Raw genomic sequence first — 19,010 nt, 5'->3', positions numbered from 1 at the left:
GCCCGTCCCGCCGTCCCGTTGATCGGAGAGCCATGACCACCACCTCCGGACCGACCGCCGTCGCGCCCACCGACGGGCAGGCCGCCGCGTCGTCCCCCGGTCACGACGCGTCGCCGGAGCGCCTCGCCGCGCACGTCGTCGGCGGACGCGTCGTCGACGCCCGCGGCGCCCGGGAGGTGGTCCGGCTGTCCCCGGTCGACGGCGCCCCGACCGTCGTCCTGGTGCCGGCGGGTGCGGACGAGGTGGCGGACGCGGTCGCCGCCGCGCACGCCGCGCGGCCGGCCTGGCGGCGGACCGCTCCGGGCGGGCGCGCCGCCGCCCTGCGCACCGCGGCGGCACGCGTGCGCGAGCAGGCGGACGAGCTCGGCGCGCTGCTGACCGCGGACACGGGTCGGCTGCTCACGACGTCGGTCGAGTCGGCGCGGGTCGCGGCGGACATCCTGGAGGAGGCGGCGACGACGGGGCTCGGCGCCACCGGCCGCACGCTCGCGGGCGACCCGTCGGCGCTCGACGTGGTGCGCCGTGAGCCGCACGGCGTCGTCGCCGTCATCACGCCGTGGAACGACCCGTTCCCGGCCGCCGCTGGGCTCCTGGCGGCGGCGCTCGTGACCGGCAACACGGTCGTGCACAAGCCGTCGGAGCGCAGCCCGCGCGCCGGCTGGGCGCTGGGTCGGCTCGTCGCCGAGGCCCTCCCGCCCGGCGTGCTGCAGGTGGTCAACGGCGACGGGGAGACGGGCGCGGCGATCGTCGCCGACCCGCGCGTGGCGCTCGTCGCCCAGGTCGGCAGCTCGGCGACGGGCCGTGCGATCGCGGCCGCCGCCGGGGCCCGGGGTGCGCGCGTCCTGCGGGAGAACGGCGGCAAGGACCCGATCCTCGTCGACGCCGGCGTCGACCCCGCGTGGGCGGCGGAGCAGATCGCGATCGGCGCCTTCACGAACACCGGGCAGCTGTGCACCTCGGTCGAGCGTGTGTACCTGCACGAGGAGCTGGCCGACGCGGTGCTCGACGTCCTCGCGGCCACCGCGCGCGAGATGCGCGTCGGCGACCCGCGCGACCCCGCCACGCAGCTGGGGCCGCTCGTGGACGAGGCCCAGCTCACCGTCGTCGAGGAGCACGTCGACGCGGCCGTCGCGGCGGGCGCGCGCGTCCTCGCGGGCGGCACGCGCCTCGACCGGCCGGGGGCATTCTTCGCGCCCACCGTGCTCGACGGCTGCACGGCCGGCATGGCGGTCCTCACCGAGGAGACCTTCGGCCCCGTGGCCGCCGTGACCCGCGTCCCGGACTTCGCCACCGGGCTCGCGCTCGCCGGCAGCGGCGCGTACGGGCTGGCCGCGACGGTGCTGACGCCGAGCCTCGAGCACGCGCTCGAGGCCGCGGAGACGCTCGAGGTGGGCACCGTCAAGATCAACGCCGTGTTCGGGGGCGCGCCGGGCGGCTCGGCCGACCCGCGGCGCGAGTCCGGCGCCGGCGCCGGCTACGGCCCCGACCTGCTCGCGGCCATGACCGTGCTCAAGGCGGTCCACCTGGAGACGGCCGTCCGGCCCCCGGCCTGACGCGTCGGCCCGGGGCGGCCGGCGGGCGCCCGGTCGGCGTGCTGCCGCCGGCATACTGCCCGTGACCTGCGCCGACGCGCGCGCCGAACCCACCGCACCGGTCCGGCGCCGCGGATCGTGTCCCCGGCGTGCGAGGCCGGCGGACCGGTGCCACGGTGGACGTATGACTGAGGAGACCACGGGCTACGACCCGGACCAGGACCCCGACACCGACCCGAGCAGCCTGAACCCGCGTGCGGGCGCCGCGGCGTCCGACGAGGGCGAGGATGCGGGCGGCGACCCCGACGCGGACCCGAACAACCTCAACCCGCGCAGCACCGAGGACGGCACGGCGTGACCGAGCAGCTGCCCGACAGCTTCGACCCGAAGCAGCCGGACCTGCCGAGCCTCGGGGTCGACCCGGACCCCGTGCCCGAGGGGCACGACGGTGAGGCGCCGACGCTCGAGCCGCTCGACGAGGACCCGTCCTGACGACGACACCGTCGCGGGCCGCCGGTCCCGCCCGGGAGCACCGGGCGGGGCCGCGCGACCTCGTGACCCTCGGGCCTGCCGAGCAGGCCCGCGTGCTGACGACCGTCCTGGCGCCGATGCTGGCCCGGGGCCCGATCGTGCGCCGACCCCGGGTGGGCGCCGCCGCCGAGCGGCTCGGCGCGGATGCGCGCGCCGCGGACGTGCTCGCCGGCCTCGCCGAGCGGTACGAGCGCCGGCCGGTCGCGGTGACGCTCGGACGGCGCCGCATGGTGCTGCCCCTGCACCACGACGACGGCCGCGCCGTCCTGGACCTCTCGCCCGACCCGTTCTCGCCCGCGTCGGCGGAGAAGCGCGCCGCGCTGCGCCACTTCCAGCCGCGCGCCGTCCTCATCAGCCCCCTGGACGAGCGCCCGGTGCTGCGGGACTGGAACGAGCGCGCGCTCGAGACCGGGCGACCCGTGCACTCCGCAGGGGCCGGCGTCGTGGGGGCGCTGCACGCCATCGCCGACGGCGTGGCCCGCAGCGCGCGCGCGAGCGGCGCGCTCGGCTTCGAGGACGTCGACGACGCGCTGTGGGCGGCCGCCCGCACCGTGACGCTCGGCCCCGGCGCGCAGGACGACGCGACGCTCGTCGACGAGCTCACGGCGCTGCGCCGGCGCGCGAACTGGGCCTTCGCCGTGCCGCAGGACCGCGCGCTGCGGGCCCGCTTCACCCGGCGCGTCCTCGACCACGTGCGGCGCGCACCCCTCGACAGCCTCGCCGGCGCGGGCGTCGTCCGCGGCGGCTCCCCGGTGCTCGCCGCGACGCAGGTGCCCCACTGGATGTTCGCGTTCGACGCGGCCCGCATCGCGCTGTGGCGTGCGCTGGCGGTCGTCGCGGCGCGACCGGGCCTGCAGGACGCGATGCGCGCGGAGGCGGTCGACGCCGCCGCGGCGGGTGGGGTCCACGAGCTCCCGCTCGCCCGCGCCGCCGTGCTCGAGAGCCTGCGGCTGTGGCCGACGACGCTCGTGATCCTGCGCGAGACCGTCGCGCCGACCGCGTGGGGCGACGTCGTGCTCCCCGCGGGCCACGGCGTCTCGGTCGTGAGCTCGTGGTTCCACCGCGACCGCGAGCGGCGACCCGCGGCGGACACGTTCGGCCCCGCGTTCTGGCACGGCACCACGTGGGTCGGGCCGTCGGGCCAGGACGACGGCTGGCTGGTCGTGCCGTTCAGCGCGGGACCGGTGGTGTGCCCGGGCGCGGACGTCGTCCTGCTGACGGCGTCGACGCTCCTGTCCGACCTGGTGCGCGACGTGGCGTGGCGCCCGGTGAGCCACCCGGCGCTGGCCGACGACCCGCTCCCGCCGACGCTCTCCCACACCGGGCTGCGGCTGGGCGCCGGCACCGACTGAGACGAGGCCCACGCGCTCGTGGGGCGCGAGAAGTCGCGCCGCCGGAGAAGCGGTTCTATCGTCCGAACCGTCCTCGACACGTTCCAGCAGGTGGACGGCGCGAGGGGCGGGACCCGGCGCACCCGGGCACCGACGGACGACGGGAGCCGGCGATGACGCAGGTTGCGCCCGCCGTGGCGGGCGGCCCCCCGAGCGGGGCGGGCACGGCTCCACCGCTGCGACGCCGACGCCGGCTGGACCGCGAGGCGATCGCCGGGTACCTCTTCATCACGCCCTGGGTCATCGGCTTCCTCGTGTTCACCGCGGGCGCCATGGCCTGGAGCCTGTACATCTCCCTGACGCGGTACAACCTCGCGACGGGGACCGCGACGCCGGTCGGGCTCGCCAACTACCGCGAGCTGTTCGAGGACCCGCGCGTGGCGACCGCGCTCGGCAACACGCTCTTCTACGCCGTCCTGGCCGTGCCGCTCGAGATCGCGTTCGCGCTCTTCCTCGCGGTGCTGCTCGACCGCGTCGGCAAGGGCGCCGGGATCTTCCGCACCATCTTCTACCTGCCGAAGATGACGCCGGCCGTCGCCACGGCGGCGATCTTCTTCCTGCTGCTGAACGGGTCCAACGGCGCCGTCAACCGGTTCCTGCGCGCCCTCGGCCTCCCGGCCCCGCAGTGGCTCGTCGACCCGGACTGGATCAAGCCGTCGATCGTGCTCATGTCGCTCTGGGCCGTGAGCGGCACGATGGTGATCTTCCTCGCCGCGCTGAAGTCGGTGCCACGGGAGCTGTACGAGGTGGCGACGCTCGACGGCGCCGGCCCGTGGCGGCTGTTCCGGCACATCACGGTGCCGATGATCTCGGGCGCGATCTTCTTCAACACGATCGTGCTGACCATCGCCGCGTTCCAGATCTTCGACCAGGCGTACCTCCTGTTCTGGCGCGACCAGGGGTCGACCGCCCCCGACGCGTCGCTGTTCTACGCGATCTACCTCTTCCAGCAGGCGTTCCGGCAGTTCAACTTCGGGTTCGCCGCCGCGATGGCGTGGCTGCTGTTCGTGATCGTCATGCTGGTCACGTTCGTCCAGATGCGGTTCGGCAACCGCTTCGTCTACTACGAGGCGGACCGCTGATGGCCACGACGACCACCCCCCTCGGCGCCCCGGCGCAGGTGCCGGTCGCCCCGCGCGCCCGTGGCCTGGACGAGGCGACGCCCGGCTGGCGACGCGGCCGGTTCAGCGGTGTCGGACGCGTCCTGCGCTGGGTCGCGCTCCTCGCGGTCACCGCGCTGTTCCTGTACCCGTTGCTGTGGCTGGTCGCCGCGAGCCTCAAGGGCCGCGGCCAGGTCTTCGACAACTCGCTGATCCCGTCGCCCGTGCGGTGGGACAACTGGGTCACGGTGTGGCAGGAGCTGCCGCTGCTGAGCTGGCTGACGAACAGCGTGTGCATCGCGGTGCTCGCGGCCGTGGCCGTCGCGGTGTCGAGCTCGCTGGTCGCGTTCGGCTTCGCGTGGTTCCGGTTCCCGGGCCGCAGCCTGCTGTTCGGCCTCGTCCTGGCGACGATGATGCTGCCGGGCGCGGTGACGATGATCCCCGTCTACCTGATCTGGAAGGAGACGGGCCTGCTCGGCACGTGGGTGCCGCTGTGGGGCGCGAACCTGTTCGGCTCGGCGTTCTACATCTTCCTGCAGCGTCAGTTCTTCCTCGGTCTGCCCCGCGAGATCTTCGAGGCAGCCCTCATCGACGGCGCGAGCTACTGGAAGCAGTTCTGGCGCATCGCCATGCCGCTCGCCGTGCCGTCGTTCGTCATCGTGCTGCTCTTCGAGTTCCAGGCCTCGTGGAACAACCTGCAGTCGGCCCTGATCTACCTCAACGCCGGGACCGTCGAGCAGTTCACGGCCCCGCTCGGGATCGCCTACGCGATGACCCGCTACAGCCCGACCGCCGGCGGTCAGGGCGACTACCAGTACGTGATGGTGGCGTCCCTCCTGGTGACGCTGCCGATGCTCGCGCTGTTCGCCTTCGGGCAGCGCTACTTCGTCGACGGCATCGCGACGACCGGACGCAAGGGATGACCCTCATGAGCACCACACGGCGCACCACGCGACGCTCACCACTGCTCGGCGGCCTCGCGCTCGTCACCGCGACCGCCACCCTCGCCGCGTGCGGCCCCGGGGGCGGCGGCGCCGCCGGCGGCGACGGGCCGACGGACTTCACGACCGCTCCGACCGGCGAGCTCGCCGCCTGGGCCTTCGACAACGCGGACGACGTCGGCGAGGCGCGCATGGCGTACGCCGAGGAGCAGCTCGGCGACGTCGAGATCACCATGGACCAGACGTCGTTCGACGCGCAGAAGTTCACGACGCGCGTGGCAGGCGGGCAGGTGCCCGACGTCGTGCAGATGGACCGCCGGTTCGTGCCGACGTACGCCGCGCAGGGCCTCATCCAGCCGCTCGACGCGTGCTACGACGCGCACGGCGTCGTCGCGGACGAGCGGTTCTACGACTTCGTCGTGGACGACGTGCAGTGGGACGACCAGCTCTGGGCGGTGCCGCAGTTCTACCAGCCGCCCGCGATCCTGCTGAACACGCGCGTGCTCGAGGCCGCCGGCATCACCGACGAGCAGATCGACACGTCGCAGCCGGACGTGCTGCTGCAGGCGATCGCCGCGACGTACACCGAGGAGGGCGGCTCGCCGACCCGGCTCGGGCTCGACCCGGTCGCGGCCGGCCAGGCCGGGCTGTGGGTGCTGGGCATGGGCGGGCAGCTCACCGACGAGGACGGGGTGCCGACGCTGGACGACCCGTCGAACGTCGCGGGCGTCGAGCTGCTCAAGCAGATCACCGACGCGCAGGGCGGGTACGCGCAGGTCAAGTCGTTCACCGACGCGTTCGACACGTTCGGCGACGCGAACCAGTACGCGACGGACCAGGTCGCCGCCCAGGTGAACGCGCAGTGGTACCCCAACGTCCTGTCGCCGTACGTCGGCGACGTCCAGGTGCGGGCGGTGCCGTTCCTCGACGCGGAGGGGCAGCCGTTCTCCGTGGCGGGCGGCACGGCGTTCGTCGTGCCGGCCGGCGCGAAGAACCCGGACGCCGCGTGCGCCTGGATGCTGGAGCTCACCGAGATCGGCGCGTGGGAGGCCGCGGGCGAGGCCCGCGCCGCGACGCGCGAGGAGGACGGCGGCATCAACACCGGTCTCTTCACCGGCTCCCCGGACGCCGACCAGCTCGTCCGCGACCGGTGGGTCGTCGAGTCCGGCGACCCGGGGTTCGACCAGGTCATCGCCACGTACTACGAGGTCCTCGACTACGGGAAGACGTTCGGCGCCTCGCCCGCCGGGCAGGAGATCGGCAACGCGCTGAACAACGCGGTCACGGCGGTGCTGCTCGGTGACGCCACCGCGGAGGAGGCTCTCGCCGACGCCCAGCACGCGGCCCAGCGCGCCTACGACAACGTCACGGCGGCAGGATGACGGCGCGCGGGGCAGCGCCCGGCGCGGTCGACCTGACCGCCGAGCCGGTCGCCGAGACGATGGAGCGCCTGCACGGTGCGCTCGTGCAGGCCACCGACGTGCAGAGCGTGGTGTCGGCCGTGGCGCACGCCTCCGCGGCCCTGCTCGCCGGTGACGCGGGTGAGACCAGCGTGACCCTGCGCCGCGGTGGCCGCGGCGCCCCTGCCACGGCGGTGGCGTGGACGGGGGAGCGGTCGCGCCGCTGCGACGAGGTGGAGTACGCCACGGGTGCCGGGCCGTGCCTGTCCGCCGTGGACGAGGGCGTGACGATCCTGGTGCAGGACGTCGCCCGCGAGGACCGCTGGCCGGCGTGGCGCGACGCGACCCTCGCCGAGGGCTTCGCGTGCTCCGCGGCCTTCCCGGTGCGCGCGACGTCGGACGTGCAGGTCGCGCTCAACGTCTACTCCGAGCGCGCGGGCTGCTGGGACGACACGTCGGTGGCGCTGGCCGAGAAGCTCGCCGCCGACCTGGGCCGCGTGCTGGAGTACTCGCTGCGTCTGGTGGACCTCACCACGACCACGTCGGACCTGCAGGCGGCGCTCGAGTCGCGCGCCGTCATCGACCAGGCCATCGGGATCGTCATGGCGCAGAACAGGTGCCCGGCGGACGAGGCGGTACAGATCCTGCGGCGCGCGTCGCAGGCGCGCAACGTCAAGCTGCGGGACCTCGCGCAGGACATGGTGCGCCACGTGGGCGGGGCGGAGCCGCCCGCCTCGACGTTCGAGCCGCGGCACCGCTGACGCCGGGGGAGCCGGCGGGACGAGGAAGGGCCGGGCGGTCGACCGCCCGGCCCTTCGGCGTCCCCGCGCCCACGGCGCGGACCGTCTCAGGCGGGGTCGCGCACGTCCCCGGGGCCGACGCCCAGCAGGTACGGCTCGAGCGCGGCGGCGAGCGACTCGACCCGCACGGCGCGGTGCACGACGTGCTCGACGATCCCCTCGGCGATGGTGCGCAGGCTGACGTTGCTGCGCATGGAGGCCTCGCGCAGGACGGCGAAGCCGACCTCCGGTGGCACGCCGAACGCCGCGGACAGCAGGCCCTTGGCCTGCTCGATCGTCGCGCGCGAGGCGGCGGACGCGGCGATCTGCGCGCTGGCGAGGCGGCTGCCCTCCGCGGCGACGAGCGCCGTCACGTCCACCAGGTCCGCCTCGAGCGCGCCGTCGTCCGTACGGCGGCACACCGCCGCGACGTGGTGCTCCGCGCCCTGGGCGTCGCGCATGCGGAACCGGCCGGGGACCGGCTGGTCCGTCGCACCGGACAGGGTCGCCCACCAGCGGTCGCGGTCCTGCGGGTCCACGTGCGCGAGGACGAGCTCGGTCGTCAGCACGACCTCGCCGGCCTGGAAGCCGTGCAGCGCCCAGCACTCGGGCGACCACCACCAGGAGCCGTCCGAGGGGACGTACCGGAGGCGGGGCGAGAGCGGTGCGGGGACGTCGCGACCGACCGGGCGGTCGTCGCGGATGGTGGTGGACACGAGCGCATGACCCCTGTCGAGCAAGATCCGAGGGCCGTGTCCTGACCCGTGGTGAAAGGTAGGTGACGGGACGGGCTGAAGCAAAGCGCCGGCTCGTCGGGCGGTGCCGGGAGCGGTCGGTCGCGGGAGCGGTCAGTCCCGGGAGCGGTACCCGTTCACCTTGTGGGTCCCGTCGCACCACGGCTTGATCGCCGACCCGCCGCAGCGGCAGAGCGCGACGGTCGGCCGCGGCTTCTCGATCGGGGTCCCGTCCTCGTCGTGCAGGTCGACGTCGCCGCGCACGAGCACCGGCCCGTCGGGGCAGAACGTCACCGAGACGCGGGCCGGCAGCGTGCGCGGTACGCCCGTCGGCGCCCCGCCGAGCGCCTCGTCCGTCGGGTGCGGGTGCTGCGTCACGTCATGCTCCTCGGGTCCGGGGCCGCCGCGGTGCGGCGGAGATCACGTTCACGGTGCGCGGCGAGCCGCAGGCGGGTGCCGGCGTACGGGACGCCCCCGGCGGCGCGCAGGGCGAGCGCCGCCCACGCGCAGAGGCCACGCTCGAGGCACCAGAGCGGTGCCCACAGGGCCGCGGTCGCGGGGAAGCGGTGGCGGCCGCCCGCCCGGCGTCGACCGCCCTCGGCCACGCCGGCGACGGCGACCGCGGCGACGGCGACCCGTGCCGGCCGGCGGTGCAGGAGCGCCGCCGCGACGAGCGGCAGCACCGCGAGCTCGGCCGCGAGCCGCAGCGGCTGGGCGTGGCTGTCGTACGCCTGGCGGACCCGCTGGTCGAGGAAGCGCCGTGTGCTCGGCGGGCGTCGGTCGCCGAGCACGTCGAGCGCCACGTGCTCGCGCCCGCCGCCGGCCCGCACGGTCCGGACGAGCTCGAGGTTCTCGAACAGCACGTGCTCGGCGTAGCCGTGGGGCGGGAGCGCGGACCGGCGCACCAGGAGCGTGCCGGGCCAGTCCCCGCCGAGCGCGCGGTTGAGCAGCGACCTGCCGGTGTCCCAGCGGGCGTGCCACGGCGCCGGCACGAAGACGTTCTGCGGCCGCACGACGGCGGCGTGGTCGAGCAGCGCGAGCGCGCGCACGAGGTCCCCGGCCTCCCAGCGCACGTCGTCGTCCGCGACGACCACGCGCTCCTGGGTGGTGGCGCGCAGACCGTGCCGCACGGCGACGACCTTGCCGTTCGTCCCGGGCGGCGGCGGCCCGACGCGCACGTGCCGCGCGCCGGTCGGCAGGTGGCGGGCGTGCACGTCGGCGACGTCCGGGGGCGAGCCGTCCACCACCACCACGTCGAGCACCGGCGCCACCCGCGCGAGGTACGTCCAGGTGTCCGCGTCGGCGGGGTCCGCCGTGCGCAGGGGCAGCAGGTACACGGCGTCCTCGACGCGCCGCGGCACCTCGGCCGCGGCACGGTCGCGGATGGCCGCCGCGTGGTCGAGGACGGGTGCGCGGGCGGTCACAGCGGGCGGCGCAGCGAGGACTCGCCGGCCTCCCACCGCTCGATGGTCCCCGCGGCGGCCCAGCCCTCGAGGGCGAGGCACGCGGCGGCACCCCACAGCACGTCGTCGACGACGGCCGGCTCCTCCTCGGCGAGGTTCCCGGCGAGGTCCCGCGCCGCGATCTGCTCGTGCACCGCGTCCGCGGCGACGTGCTCGTCGAAGTACCAGGTCGTCGCCTCGTCGTCGTGGCCGAGTCGGCGCAGGCCGTTGCCGTAGAGGCGGTTGGGCAGCGACGACGTCATCTCGAACGCGGCGAGGTGGCCGACGATCGCGCCCCGCAGGCGGCGGTGCAGGCCGAACAGCGACATGGCGTTCACCGACGCGAGCGTCGACGCCGGCACGTGGTCGACGTACCGGCCGTACGTGTCGTCGAGGCCCAGGCCGCGCATCGACGACGCGAACAGCGCGTGGTGCATGCGCTCGGGGTCGCCGCCGCCGTACTCGTCGGCCTGGATCTCCACGAGGGCCGCCTTGGCGCGCCCGCCGAGGCGCGGGACCGCCCACGTGTGCGGGTCGGCCTCCTTGAGCTGGTAGACCGACTTGTGGACCAGCACCTCCCGGACCTGCTCCTGCGTCGCGCGGCGCGCCACGTACCGCGCCAGGCTGGGGGAGTCGTCCTCCTCGGTGAGCCGGAACAGGCGCGCGGCGACCCCCGTGCGGCTCCGGTCGGTGCAGTCGGGCACCGGCACGCGGGCGCGGAGCTCCTCCTCGACGAGGCGCTCGAGCGTGGCGCGGACCGTGAGCAGGTCGACGTCCCACTCCCAGGCGTCGTCGACGCCCTCGAGGCCGCGGTAGTGCAGCTCGTAGAGGCAGAGCAGCGCGAGCTGCACGTCGTCGTCGTCGACCCACGAGGGCGGCGGGGCCGCCACGAGATCTGCGACCGCGGCGTGCAGCCCGCTCGCGTCGTCCGCCGCGCCGGTCAGCACCCGCAGGAGCGCGGTGCCGAGCGGCCCGCGCGCGCGGGGCAGCGGCATGGGACGGGTCGGCGTGGGCTGGGTCTGCGGGGGCTGGGTCTGCGGGGGCTGCGCCTGCGTGGGCGGGGTCTGCGTGGGCTGAGTGGGCCCGGTCGGTGCGTCCGTCGGCACTGACGTCGTGGTCATCGTTCTCGTTCCATCGGGCCGTGCGCCGCGGCTGGACGCGGGTCCATCGTGGACCCGCTCGCACGGCGCTGCCACCGCTGCGACGTGAGGTCCGTCGCGCTCCCACCTGCGCGTCCGCGACCGAGCCGGGACTCGCGCGGGCCCCCGGCCGGGCCCGCGCGCCCGTGGCACCGGCCGAGCCGTGGGCGCGGCGGCTGCGCCGGAGCGAGACCGCCGTGGCGGCGCTCGCACCGAGCGCCGCCACGGTCAGCAGTCGTGCGTGCGCGACGTCACTCGCGGTGCAGCTTGTCCTGCACGCGACCGGCGACCTTCTCGACCGCGTTCGGCACGTCGGTCGTGCCGTACAGGCGCGAGTCCGGGCGCGTGGGCGGCGGGGCCGGGACGCCGGCCGGCGGCTCGGCGACGTAGGTGAACTCGCCCTTGCCGTCGGGCGTGGGGCCGGACGCCCAGCTGCCCTCGCTCGCGTGCTCGCCGTCGGAGAAGTTGATGTACTGGTACGACACCTCGCGGTGCTCCTTGGAGAGCGGGAAGTTCGACGGCACGGGCAGCAGCTCGTGGCCCTCCTCCTGCAGCTCCTTGGCGGCGGCGATCCACTGGTTCTGGTGCATCGTGTCGCGCGCGAGCAGGAACGCGAGCAGGTCGCGCACGCCCTTGTCGTCGGTCATGTGGTACAGCCGCGCGACCGCGAGGCGACCCTGCATCTCGATGTTCGCGTTGGACGTGAAGTCGGCCAGCAGGTTGCCGCTCGCCGTGACGTAGCCGGCCGTCCACGGGTTGCCGTTGGAGTCGACCGGGCGCGCGCCGGCGCCGGCGACGATCGCGTGCTGCGGGTCCGTGCCGCCGATGATGGCGGCGACCGTCGGGTCGTCCTGCGCCGCACCCTCGACGACGCCGATGGGGGCGTCCTCCAGCAGCTGCGCGATCATCGTGGCGAGCATCTCGACGTGGCCGAACTCCTCCGCGCCGATCCCGTAGAGCAGGTCGCGGTACTTGCCGGGGATGTGGGCGTTCCAGGACTGGAAGCCGTACTGCATGGCCACGGTGATCTCGCCGTACTGGCCGCCGAGCACCTCCTGCAGCTTGCGGGCGAACACGGCGTCGGGCTTCTCGGGCTTCGCGTGGAACTGCAGCTCCTGGCGGTGGAAGAACATGGGGATCCCTCTCGCTGGCGTGGATCGGCCCGACGCGCGGGCCGACCCGCCGGCACGCGCTCTCTGCTCGACGCGCGGTGGTCCAGCCAGTCTCACAACCCGCCCCCGGACCCGCACCCGGAGCGTGCGCACCGGTCACGCGCCCGGGTCGGACGGCCGTGGGCCGCGGCCCCGGCGCCGACGTGCCTCCCCGCGCGCCTCCCGGGTCGCCGTGCGTCGGTCCGGCGGGGACGATCGCCCCCAGGACGCGCCGGCACCCGCCGCGCGCCCCGAGCCGACCGAGGAGCCGCGTGACCGCCACCCGCCCCCGCCCGACGCCGGCCGCACCGGCTGACGCCGACCGGCCCGTCGTGGTGTCGGTCGTCGTGCCCGTCCGGGACGACGCGGCGCACCTCGAGGCGTGCCTGCGCCGGCTGGCCCGCCAGACCGTCGTCCCCGACGAGGTCGTGGTGGTGGACAACGACTCGCGCGACGACAGCGCCGAGGTCGCGCGCCGCTGGGGTGCGCGGGTGGTGGCGGAGCCGCGCGTCGGCATCCCCGCCGCCGCGGCGGCGGGCTACGACGCCGCGCGGGGCGACGTGCTGCTGCGCCTCGACGCGGACACCCGCCCGGGCGACGACTGGGTGGCGCACGCCCTGCACGTGCTGGCGGACCCGCGCGTGGACGCGGTGACCGGGACGGGCCGCTTCGACCTGCCCGGCGCGCGCGGCCGCTGGGTGGCCCGGCTGTACCTGGGCGCGTACTACGCGCTGGGGCACCTCGCCGCGGGGCACCCGGTGCTCTGGGGCTCGTCCATGGGCTTCCGTGCCGAGGGGTGGCGCCGCGTGCGCGACGCGGTGACGCGCGTCGACGACGTGCACGACGACCTCGACCTGGCGCTCGCGCTGGGCCCCCGCGTGCACGTCGTCGTGGACCGCGGCTGGTCGGTCGGCGTCTCGGCACGGTCCGTCCGGCTGGACCGGCAGTGGGGGCCGCGCCTGGGGCGCGCGTTCCGGACCCTCGGCCGCCAGTGGCGGGTGCTGCCGCCGTGGGAGCGCTGGGCGGCGCGGTGGCGCCCGGCGCCCGTGGCCGGGGGACGCCCGGCGCGCGGCGGCGCGTGACCGGCGGCGCGTGACCGGCGGCGCGTGACCCGCGACCACCCGCCGGCGGGACGACGCCGTCAGCCGTGCGGCCCCTCCGGCAGGACGAGCGTTCCCGTGCGCGCCTGCTCGACGACCCGCCGCGCGGTCAGGCCGAGCCGGACGTTCTGCGCCTGGCTGACTCGGGCGAGGTAGGCGAACGCGTCGTCCGCGGTGCCGCCGCGCACGGCCATGACGACGCCCTTGGCCTGGTCGATCACGGCACGCGAGGTGAGCGCACGGTTGAGCTGCCCGACGACCTCGTCGCTGTGCGCCCGCAGCCGCAGCGCGGTCAGGGTCGCGCCCGCGGCGGACGCGAGCAGCTCGACCGTCCGCACGTGCTCCTCGTCGAACACGTCGGTACCGGCGGCGTAGCAGCCGACGACACCGACAGCGCCGGCGTCCGCGTGCACCAGGACGGCGATCGCCGACCGGACGCCCTCGCGCGCCGCGGCGGTGGCGAGGCGGGGCCACCGCGGGTCCGCCCCGAGGTCGCCGACGAGCACGGAGGTGCCGTGCGTCCACGCGCTCGCGCACGGGCCGTACCCGGCGCCGATCTGCACGCGGTCGGCTGCCGACGCCCGCAGACCGGTGGTGACGACGGCGTCCGGGGCCCAGGGGGCGCCGAGCGCGACGCCGACCGACGCGGTCGGCGGCAGCACACCGGCCACGACGTGGGCCAGCCGCTCCAGGCGGGCCCGCTCGGGCAGGTCCGACGCAGCGAGCCAGGCGAGCGCGACGAACGCCGACTCGAGGCGTCGGGGCTCGGGTGCGGCCGCGACTGCGCCGTCGGGCGCTGCCCGCGCGCCTGCCGGTCGTGCCGCCCGGCCGTCCTTGACGTCCTGCATGCCCATGTGAGCCCCCGCCCGTGCGCCGTCCCCCGTCGGACGGCAGCCACCGCGTACCGGTCGTCCCGAGGGCGACCGGGCCACCACTGTGGCACGGACCACGGCCACGGTCCACCATCCCACCGCGGCTCGGTGCGGCAGGCGGGACCGTCACGTGGCGCGCGGGACCCTCCCGCGGTGCGCGGGCACCGGGGGAGACCCCCGGCGAGGGCACCGGCCCGGTCAGCGGCGGCGTGCCCGCCGGGGTGACAGGGCCGCGGACACGGCGGAGAAGCCGACCGCCCGGTGCTGGCGCGGGACCGAGCTCCGTGGGGGAACGTCCCCGGCGTCGGCCACGAGCGCGAGGATGGCGAGCGCCGCGCGGTCGCGCTCCATCTGTGTCGCCGCGTCCATGCGGACCAGCGAGAGCCGGACGAACTCGGTCTGGACGTCAGGCCGAGCGACGTGGGACAGGACCGTCATGGCGGCATCCCTGCGGGGAGCGGGTCCGCGTCTTTTCCACGGTGCCCGACGTGTCCGATCCTCGCACGCCGCGCGCCGGGCGTCACCGTGGACCGCCGATCGCGACGCCGACCGGCAGCTTCGGCCCGGCGCTACTAGCGTGGGCAGGACCGGCCGGAGGGAGAGGCATGAGCCGCCGTGACGTGGTCGTCGTAGGAGCCTCGGCGGGCGGGGTGCGCGCGCTGCAGGACGTCGCGTCGCGTCTGCCCGCCGACTTCCCGGCGGCGGTGCTCGTGGTGCTGCACACCGCGCCGACGGCACGCAGCGCCCTCGCGGCGATCCTCTCCCGGTCCGGGCCGCTGCCGGTCGCGCAGGCGGCGGAGGGGGACGCGCTGCTCCCCGGCCGGATCCTCGTGGCCCCGCCCGACCGGCACCTGGTGGTCGACGGCGATCGTGTGCTGCTCTCCCGCGGCCCCCGCGAGAACGGCCACCGGCCCTCCGTGGACGCGCTCTTCCGCTCGGCCGCGCGCGAGCTCGGGCCCCGCGTCGTGGCCGTCGTGCTGTCGGGCACGCTCGACGACGGCGCCGCCGGCATGGTGGCCGTGCACCAGCAGGGCGGGATCGGCGTGGTCGAGGATCCCGCGACCGCCGCCTACCCCGGCATGCCGTCGGCGGCGATGGCCGCCGACCAGCTTGCCCGCGTCGTCCCGCTCGAGCGCGTCGCGGCGGTGCTCGAGGAGCTGGTGGGGGTGCCCGTCGACGAGCGTGCCGCGCACCCCACCGAGCTGCTGCGCGTCGAGGTCGACATCGCCGCCGACGCGCAGCACAGCACGTCGCCGGACGAGCAGGTGGGCGTCCCGGCGGGATTCGCGTGCCCCGACTGCAACGGACCGCTCTCCGAGATCCACGAGGGCCGCCTGCACCGGTTCCGGTGCCGGGTCGGACACGCGTGGTCGCCCGCGAGCCTGGCGGCCCAGCAGGGCGTCGCGGTCGAGGGCGCGCTGTGGCTCGCGCTGCGCACGCTCGAGGAGCGCGTCGCGCTCAGCGAGCGCATGGCGCGCAACGCGGCCGACCGGGGGCACGCCGTCACGGCCGACAAGTTCACCGAGCAGGCGTCCGAGGCCCGGTCGTCGGCACTCGTGATCCGGGGACTCATCGCCGGCACTGCTACCGTCGCCCTCGACGTGACCGACGACCTGCTCACGGAGGACGCCCCCCGGTCGGCGTGAACGCCCGCTCGCCGGGCCGGTGAGAAGGAGTGCACGTGGACGAGGAGCCGGACCCGCGGTTCGAGTCCCTGCTGGAGTACCTGAAGGAGCAGCGCGGCTTCGACTTCACCGGGTACAAGCGGCAGAGCCTGGTGCGCCGTGTGCGCCGGCAGATGACCGGTGTCGGCATCGAGGGGTTCGACGAGTACCAGGACCACCTGGCGTTGCACCCGGACGAGTACGCCGCGTTGTTCGACACCGTCCTGATCAACGTGACGAGCTTCTTCCGGGACACGGAGTCGTGGGAGTACCTGCGTGAGCACGTGCTCCCGGCCCTGCTCGCGGAGGACGGCGCGCGCGTGCGGGTGTGGAGCGCCGGCTGCGCGACGGGCGAGGAGCCCTACAGCCTGGCGATGGAGCTGTCCGAGGCGCTCGGGCCGACGGCGTTCCGGGAGCGCGTGAAGATCTACGCCACCGACGTGGACGAGGCCGCCCTGCAGGTGGCGCGCGCCGGCGCGTACACCGACCGGCAGGTGCAGGGCCTCGACGAGCGGTACCTGACCTCGTACTTCGAGCGCGTCGGGGACCGCTGGGTGATCCGCAAGGACCTGCGCCGCGCCGTCATCTTCGGCCGCAACGACCTGGTGCAGGACGCACCCATCTCGCACGTCGACCTGCTGGTGTGCCGCAACACGCTGATGTACTTCAACGCGGAGGCGCAGGCGGACATCGTGCGCCGCCTGCACTTCGCGCTCGCCCCGCAGGGGGTGCTGTTCCTGGGCAAGGCGGAGATGCTCCTCTCGCACCCGCACCTGTTCCAGCCGCTCGAGCTCAAGCGGCGGTTCTTCCGCAAGCTCGGGACGCCGGCACCCGAGCGCCGGACACCGCGGGAGCCCGTGCGGCCGGCCGAGCAGGACCTGGGGACGACGGCGGCACGGCTGCGGGACGAGGCCCTGCTGTCCGCGCCTGCGGCGCAGGTCGTCGTCGCGACCAACGGCGTGCTCGTGGCGTCGAACCGGCGCGCCGACACGCTGTTCGGCATCGGCCAGCGTGATGTCGGCCGGCTCTTCCAGGACCTCGAGGTCTCCTACCGTCCGGTGGAGCTGCGCTCGTACATCGAGCAGGCGCTCGGCGAGCGTCGCGTCGTGTGGATCCGCGACGTCGAGTGGGAGCGCCCCGACGCGGACACCGTCGGGCTCGACGTCCAGGTCGTGCCGCTCATCGGCCCCGACTCCGCACCGCTGGGCACGACGGTGATCTTCAACGACGTCACGCGCCACCGGCAGCTGCAGAACGAGCTGCAGTACGCCAACCGCCAGCTGGAGTCGGCCTACGAGGAGCTGCAGTCGGCGAACGAGGAGCTGGAGACGACGAACGAGGAGCTCCAGTCGACCGTCGAGGAGCTGGAGACGACGAACGAGGAGCTCCAGTCGACGAACGAGGAGCTCGAGACCATGAACGAGGAGCTGCAGTCGATGAACGACGAGCTCAACGCGAGCAACGAGGAGCTGCGCGTGCGCACCCTCGAGGTCGACGAGCTCAACCGGCTCATGGAGTCGGTCCTCGCCAGCCTGGGCGTCGGGGTGGCCGTCGTGGACGCGGGCCTGCGGGTGCTCGCGTGGAACTCGCGGGCGGTCGACCTGTGGGGAGTGCGCGAGGACGAGGCGCTCGGGCGCAGCCTCGACGACCTCGACATCGGGCTGCCCGTCGAGCCGTTGCAGCCGCTCGTGGCGGGCCAGCTCGACGGCGTGCCGGGAAACCGCACCGTGCGTCTCCCGGCGGTCAACCGCCGGGGTCGCTCCATCGACGTGGACGTGACGGCGAGCCGGCTGCAGGGCACCGACGCCGGACCCGGCGTCATCCTCCTCATGGACGTGGTCGGTCCGGCAGAGCCGGCTTCCGCGCCTGGGCCTGATCCACGATCCGCTGCGCGATCAGACGGAGCCGGACGTTCTGACGCTGGCTGATCTGCGACATGTACCGGAACGCCTCGTCGGCGGTGCCCCCGCGCGCCGCCATCACGATGCCCTTCGCCTGGTCGATGACGGCGCGTGAGGTGAGGGCCTCGCTCAGCTGCTCGCCGAGCTGACGCAGTCGCTCCTTCTGCTGCACGCCCACGAGCACGGCGCCCGCGCTGGTGGCCAGCAGCTCGGCGCTGCGCACGTCGTGGTCCCGGAACGCGCCGATCTCGGTGCTGTAGCAGTTCAGGCACGCCAGCTTGGCGCCCTCGACCACGACCGGGACGGCCATCACGGACCGGACCTGCTCGCCGCGGGCCGCGTCGGCGAGCCGGGTCCAGCGGGCGTCCGTGGTGATGTCGGGGCTGACGACGGACTCGCCGGTGTCGAACGCCGTGATGCAGGGGCCCTCTCCGGCCCGGATCTGCAGCCCGTCCCCGGTCGCGGCGAGCAGGCCCGAGGACGCCACGACCGTCGGTGCCGCGGGCGAGCCGAGGTCGACGCTCACGTCGACCTGCCCGGGCAGCGCCGCGGTGATGACCTCGGCGATGCGCCCCAGGAGCGCGCGCTCCCCGAGCTCCGCGGTGGCGAGCCAGCCGAGCGTGACGAACGCCGTCGCGAGCCGCAGGGCCTCCCGCGCACGGTCGGGGTCCGCGTCGTCCGGCCCGGTGGTGACGACCGTCCACGTCAGGTGGGCGTCCGTCCCGGGCGCGCCGTCGGCGACCACGACCACCTCGACCGGGACAGGCGGGGAACGGCGCGGCCGAAGGCGGGTGTGCAGCCGCACCGGGGTGCTCCCGACACTCGAGAGCAGGCGGCGCACGGCCGGCCGCTCCGCGTCGTCGACGAAGCTCACGAGCGGCTTGCGCAGCAGGTGCCCGTGCGCGATGTTCAGGCCACGCGCCGCGGCGGCGTTGGCGGCCTCGACGAGCCCGTTGCGGTCGGTCACCAGCAACGGGACCGGCAGCTGGGACGCCATCCACTCGCGCTGGGCCGCGTGCTGGTGGTGGACGGTGAGCAGCTCGTCGAGCTCGGCGCGGTGGGCGTGCATCTGCGCGTCGGCGACCCGGAGCTCCTCGGTGGCGGTCTCGAGCTCCTGCTGCAGGACCAGCAGCCCGTCCGCGCCGAGGGCAGGGTCGACGCGGCCCAGCAGGTCGTGGAGAGCCTCGAGGTCGGGCGACGCCCACGCCGCGCTGCCCTGGGTCTCGTCGATCGTCGCCATGGTGCCTCCGGTGGGGGGTGGCCGCGCCGGCGGTGGGCGTGCACGGGCTCGGCGCGGTGCGGGCGCGGTCCACCGTCGCACGTCGGCGTCCCA

General features: G+C 75.4%; 19 protein-coding genes. 11 read left to right on the top strand and 8 right to left on the bottom strand.

Annotation, left to right across the window (positions count from 1 at the left end):
- Positions 1-32: 32 nt before the first annotated feature.
- The 8 genes from E5225_RS09260 to E5225_RS09230 all read left to right on the top strand — a co-directional run bounded on the left by E5225_RS09260 (position 33) and on the right by E5225_RS09230 (position 7,656).
- Complete coding sequence (locus tag E5225_RS09260; protein WP_135974769.1) at positions 33-1,553, top strand: aldehyde dehydrogenase family protein; 1,521 nt, start codon at positions 33-35, stop codon at positions 1,551-1,553.
- A 163-nt stretch (positions 1,554-1,716) separates the two neighbouring features.
- Positions 1,717-1,890 carry a hypothetical protein gene (locus tag E5225_RS17520; RefSeq protein ID WP_166436031.1) on the top strand — a complete coding sequence of 58 codons (174 nt, stop codon included), beginning with the start codon at positions 1,717-1,719 and terminating at the stop codon, positions 1,888-1,890.
- Positions 1,887-2,024 carry a chromosome partitioning protein gene (locus tag E5225_RS09255; RefSeq protein WP_135974771.1) on the top strand — a complete coding sequence of 46 codons (138 nt, stop codon included), beginning with the start codon at positions 1,887-1,889 and terminating at the stop codon, positions 2,022-2,024. The genes E5225_RS17520 and E5225_RS09255 overlap by 4 nt, the downstream gene beginning before the upstream one ends.
- Before the next feature lie 92 nt (positions 2,025-2,116).
- Positions 2,117-3,415 carry a cytochrome P450 gene (locus E5225_RS09250; RefSeq protein ID WP_135974773.1) on the top strand — a complete coding sequence of 433 codons (1,299 nt, stop codon included), beginning with the start codon at positions 2,117-2,119 and terminating at the stop codon, positions 3,413-3,415.
- 152 nt (positions 3,416-3,567) lie between these two features.
- Positions 3,568-4,536 (top strand): carbohydrate ABC transporter permease, encoded by a 969-nt coding sequence (locus E5225_RS09245; RefSeq protein ID WP_135974775.1) that lies wholly within the window; start codon positions 3,568-3,570, stop codon positions 4,534-4,536.
- Positions 4,536-5,477 carry a carbohydrate ABC transporter permease gene (locus E5225_RS09240; protein ID WP_135974777.1) on the top strand — a complete coding sequence of 314 codons (942 nt, stop codon included), beginning with the start codon at positions 4,536-4,538 and terminating at the stop codon, positions 5,475-5,477. Before E5225_RS09245 ends, E5225_RS09240 begins: the two co-directional genes overlap by 1 nt.
- A 5-nt stretch (positions 5,478-5,482) precedes the next feature.
- Positions 5,483-6,877, top strand: coding sequence for an extracellular solute-binding protein (locus tag E5225_RS09235; protein ID WP_135974778.1), 1,395 nt, complete (start codon positions 5,483-5,485; stop codon positions 6,875-6,877).
- Positions 6,874-7,656, top strand: a complete 783-nt coding sequence (locus E5225_RS09230; protein WP_135974780.1) for a GAF and ANTAR domain-containing protein — start codon at positions 6,874-6,876, stop codon at positions 7,654-7,656. Before E5225_RS09235 ends, E5225_RS09230 begins: the two co-directional genes overlap by 4 nt.
- Positions 7,657-7,742: 86 nt before the next feature.
- On the opposite strand, the gene E5225_RS09225 is transcribed toward E5225_RS09230, so the two are convergent.
- From E5225_RS09225 to E5225_RS09205, 5 genes are all read right to left on the bottom strand, one after another.
- Positions 7,743-8,390 carry an ANTAR domain-containing protein gene (locus E5225_RS09225; protein WP_135974782.1) on the bottom strand — a complete coding sequence of 216 codons (648 nt, stop codon included), beginning with the start codon at positions 8,388-8,390 and terminating at the stop codon, positions 7,743-7,745.
- A gap of 132 nt (positions 8,391-8,522) precedes the next feature.
- On the bottom strand, positions 8,523-8,786 hold the full coding sequence (locus E5225_RS09220) for a CDGSH iron-sulfur domain-containing protein (RefSeq protein ID WP_341765690.1): 264 nt from the start codon (positions 8,784-8,786) through the stop codon (positions 8,523-8,525).
- Positions 8,783-9,832 (bottom strand): glycosyltransferase, encoded by a 1,050-nt coding sequence (locus E5225_RS09215; RefSeq protein WP_243738369.1) that lies wholly within the window; start codon positions 9,830-9,832, stop codon positions 8,783-8,785. Before E5225_RS09215 ends, E5225_RS09220 begins: the two co-directional genes overlap by 4 nt.
- Positions 9,829-10,845 carry an iron-containing redox enzyme family protein gene (locus E5225_RS09210; RefSeq protein ID WP_135974791.1) on the bottom strand — a complete coding sequence of 339 codons (1,017 nt, stop codon included), beginning with the start codon at positions 10,843-10,845 and terminating at the stop codon, positions 9,829-9,831. The genes E5225_RS09215 and E5225_RS09210 overlap by 4 nt, the downstream gene beginning before the upstream one ends.
- A gap of 395 nt (positions 10,846-11,240) precedes the next feature.
- Entirely contained in the window at positions 11,241-12,122 is an 882-nt protein-coding gene (locus E5225_RS09205) for a manganese catalase (RefSeq protein ID WP_135974784.1), read from the bottom strand.
- Between the two features lie 290 nt (positions 12,123-12,412).
- On the opposite strand from E5225_RS09205, the gene E5225_RS09200 reads away from it, so the two are divergent.
- Positions 12,413-13,222, top strand: coding sequence for a glycosyltransferase family 2 protein (locus E5225_RS09200; protein ID WP_135974785.1), 810 nt, complete (start codon positions 12,413-12,415; stop codon positions 13,220-13,222).
- A gap of 59 nt (positions 13,223-13,281) precedes the next feature.
- On the opposite strand, the gene E5225_RS09195 is transcribed toward E5225_RS09200, so the two are convergent.
- Positions 13,282-14,094: a GAF and ANTAR domain-containing protein gene (locus E5225_RS09195; RefSeq protein WP_135972393.1), complete on the bottom strand. Its 813-nt coding sequence runs from the start codon at positions 14,092-14,094 to the stop codon at positions 13,282-13,284.
- 216 nt (positions 14,095-14,310) lie between these two features.
- Positions 14,311-14,550: a hypothetical protein gene (locus E5225_RS09190; protein ID WP_135972392.1), complete on the bottom strand. Its 240-nt coding sequence runs from the start codon at positions 14,548-14,550 to the stop codon at positions 14,311-14,313.
- Between the two features lie 167 nt (positions 14,551-14,717).
- On the opposite strand from E5225_RS09190, the gene E5225_RS09185 reads away from it, so the two are divergent.
- A complete protein-coding gene (locus E5225_RS09185; protein WP_135972391.1) occupies positions 14,718-15,758 on the top strand; it encodes a chemotaxis protein CheB in 1,041 nt (346 codons plus the stop codon).
- A 35-nt stretch (positions 15,759-15,793) separates the two neighbouring features.
- On the top strand, positions 15,794-17,704 hold the full coding sequence (locus E5225_RS09180) for a CheR family methyltransferase (protein ID WP_208012460.1): 1,911 nt from the start codon (positions 15,794-15,796) through the stop codon (positions 17,702-17,704).
- Here the strand turns inward: E5225_RS09180 and E5225_RS09175 are convergent.
- Positions 17,604-18,917 carry a GAF and ANTAR domain-containing protein gene (locus E5225_RS09175; protein WP_135972389.1) on the bottom strand — a complete coding sequence of 438 codons (1,314 nt, stop codon included), beginning with the start codon at positions 18,915-18,917 and terminating at the stop codon, positions 17,604-17,606. The two genes, E5225_RS09180 and E5225_RS09175, sit on opposite strands and share 101 nt — an antisense overlap.
- Positions 18,918-19,010: the final 93 nt, after the last annotated feature.

Source organism: Cellulomonas shaoxiangyii, assembly GCF_004798685.1.
Classification (GTDB): Bacteria; Actinomycetota; Actinomycetes; order Actinomycetales; family Cellulomonadaceae; genus Cellulomonas; species Cellulomonas shaoxiangyii.
This window is presented reverse-complemented; position numbering and strand designations above follow the sequence as displayed.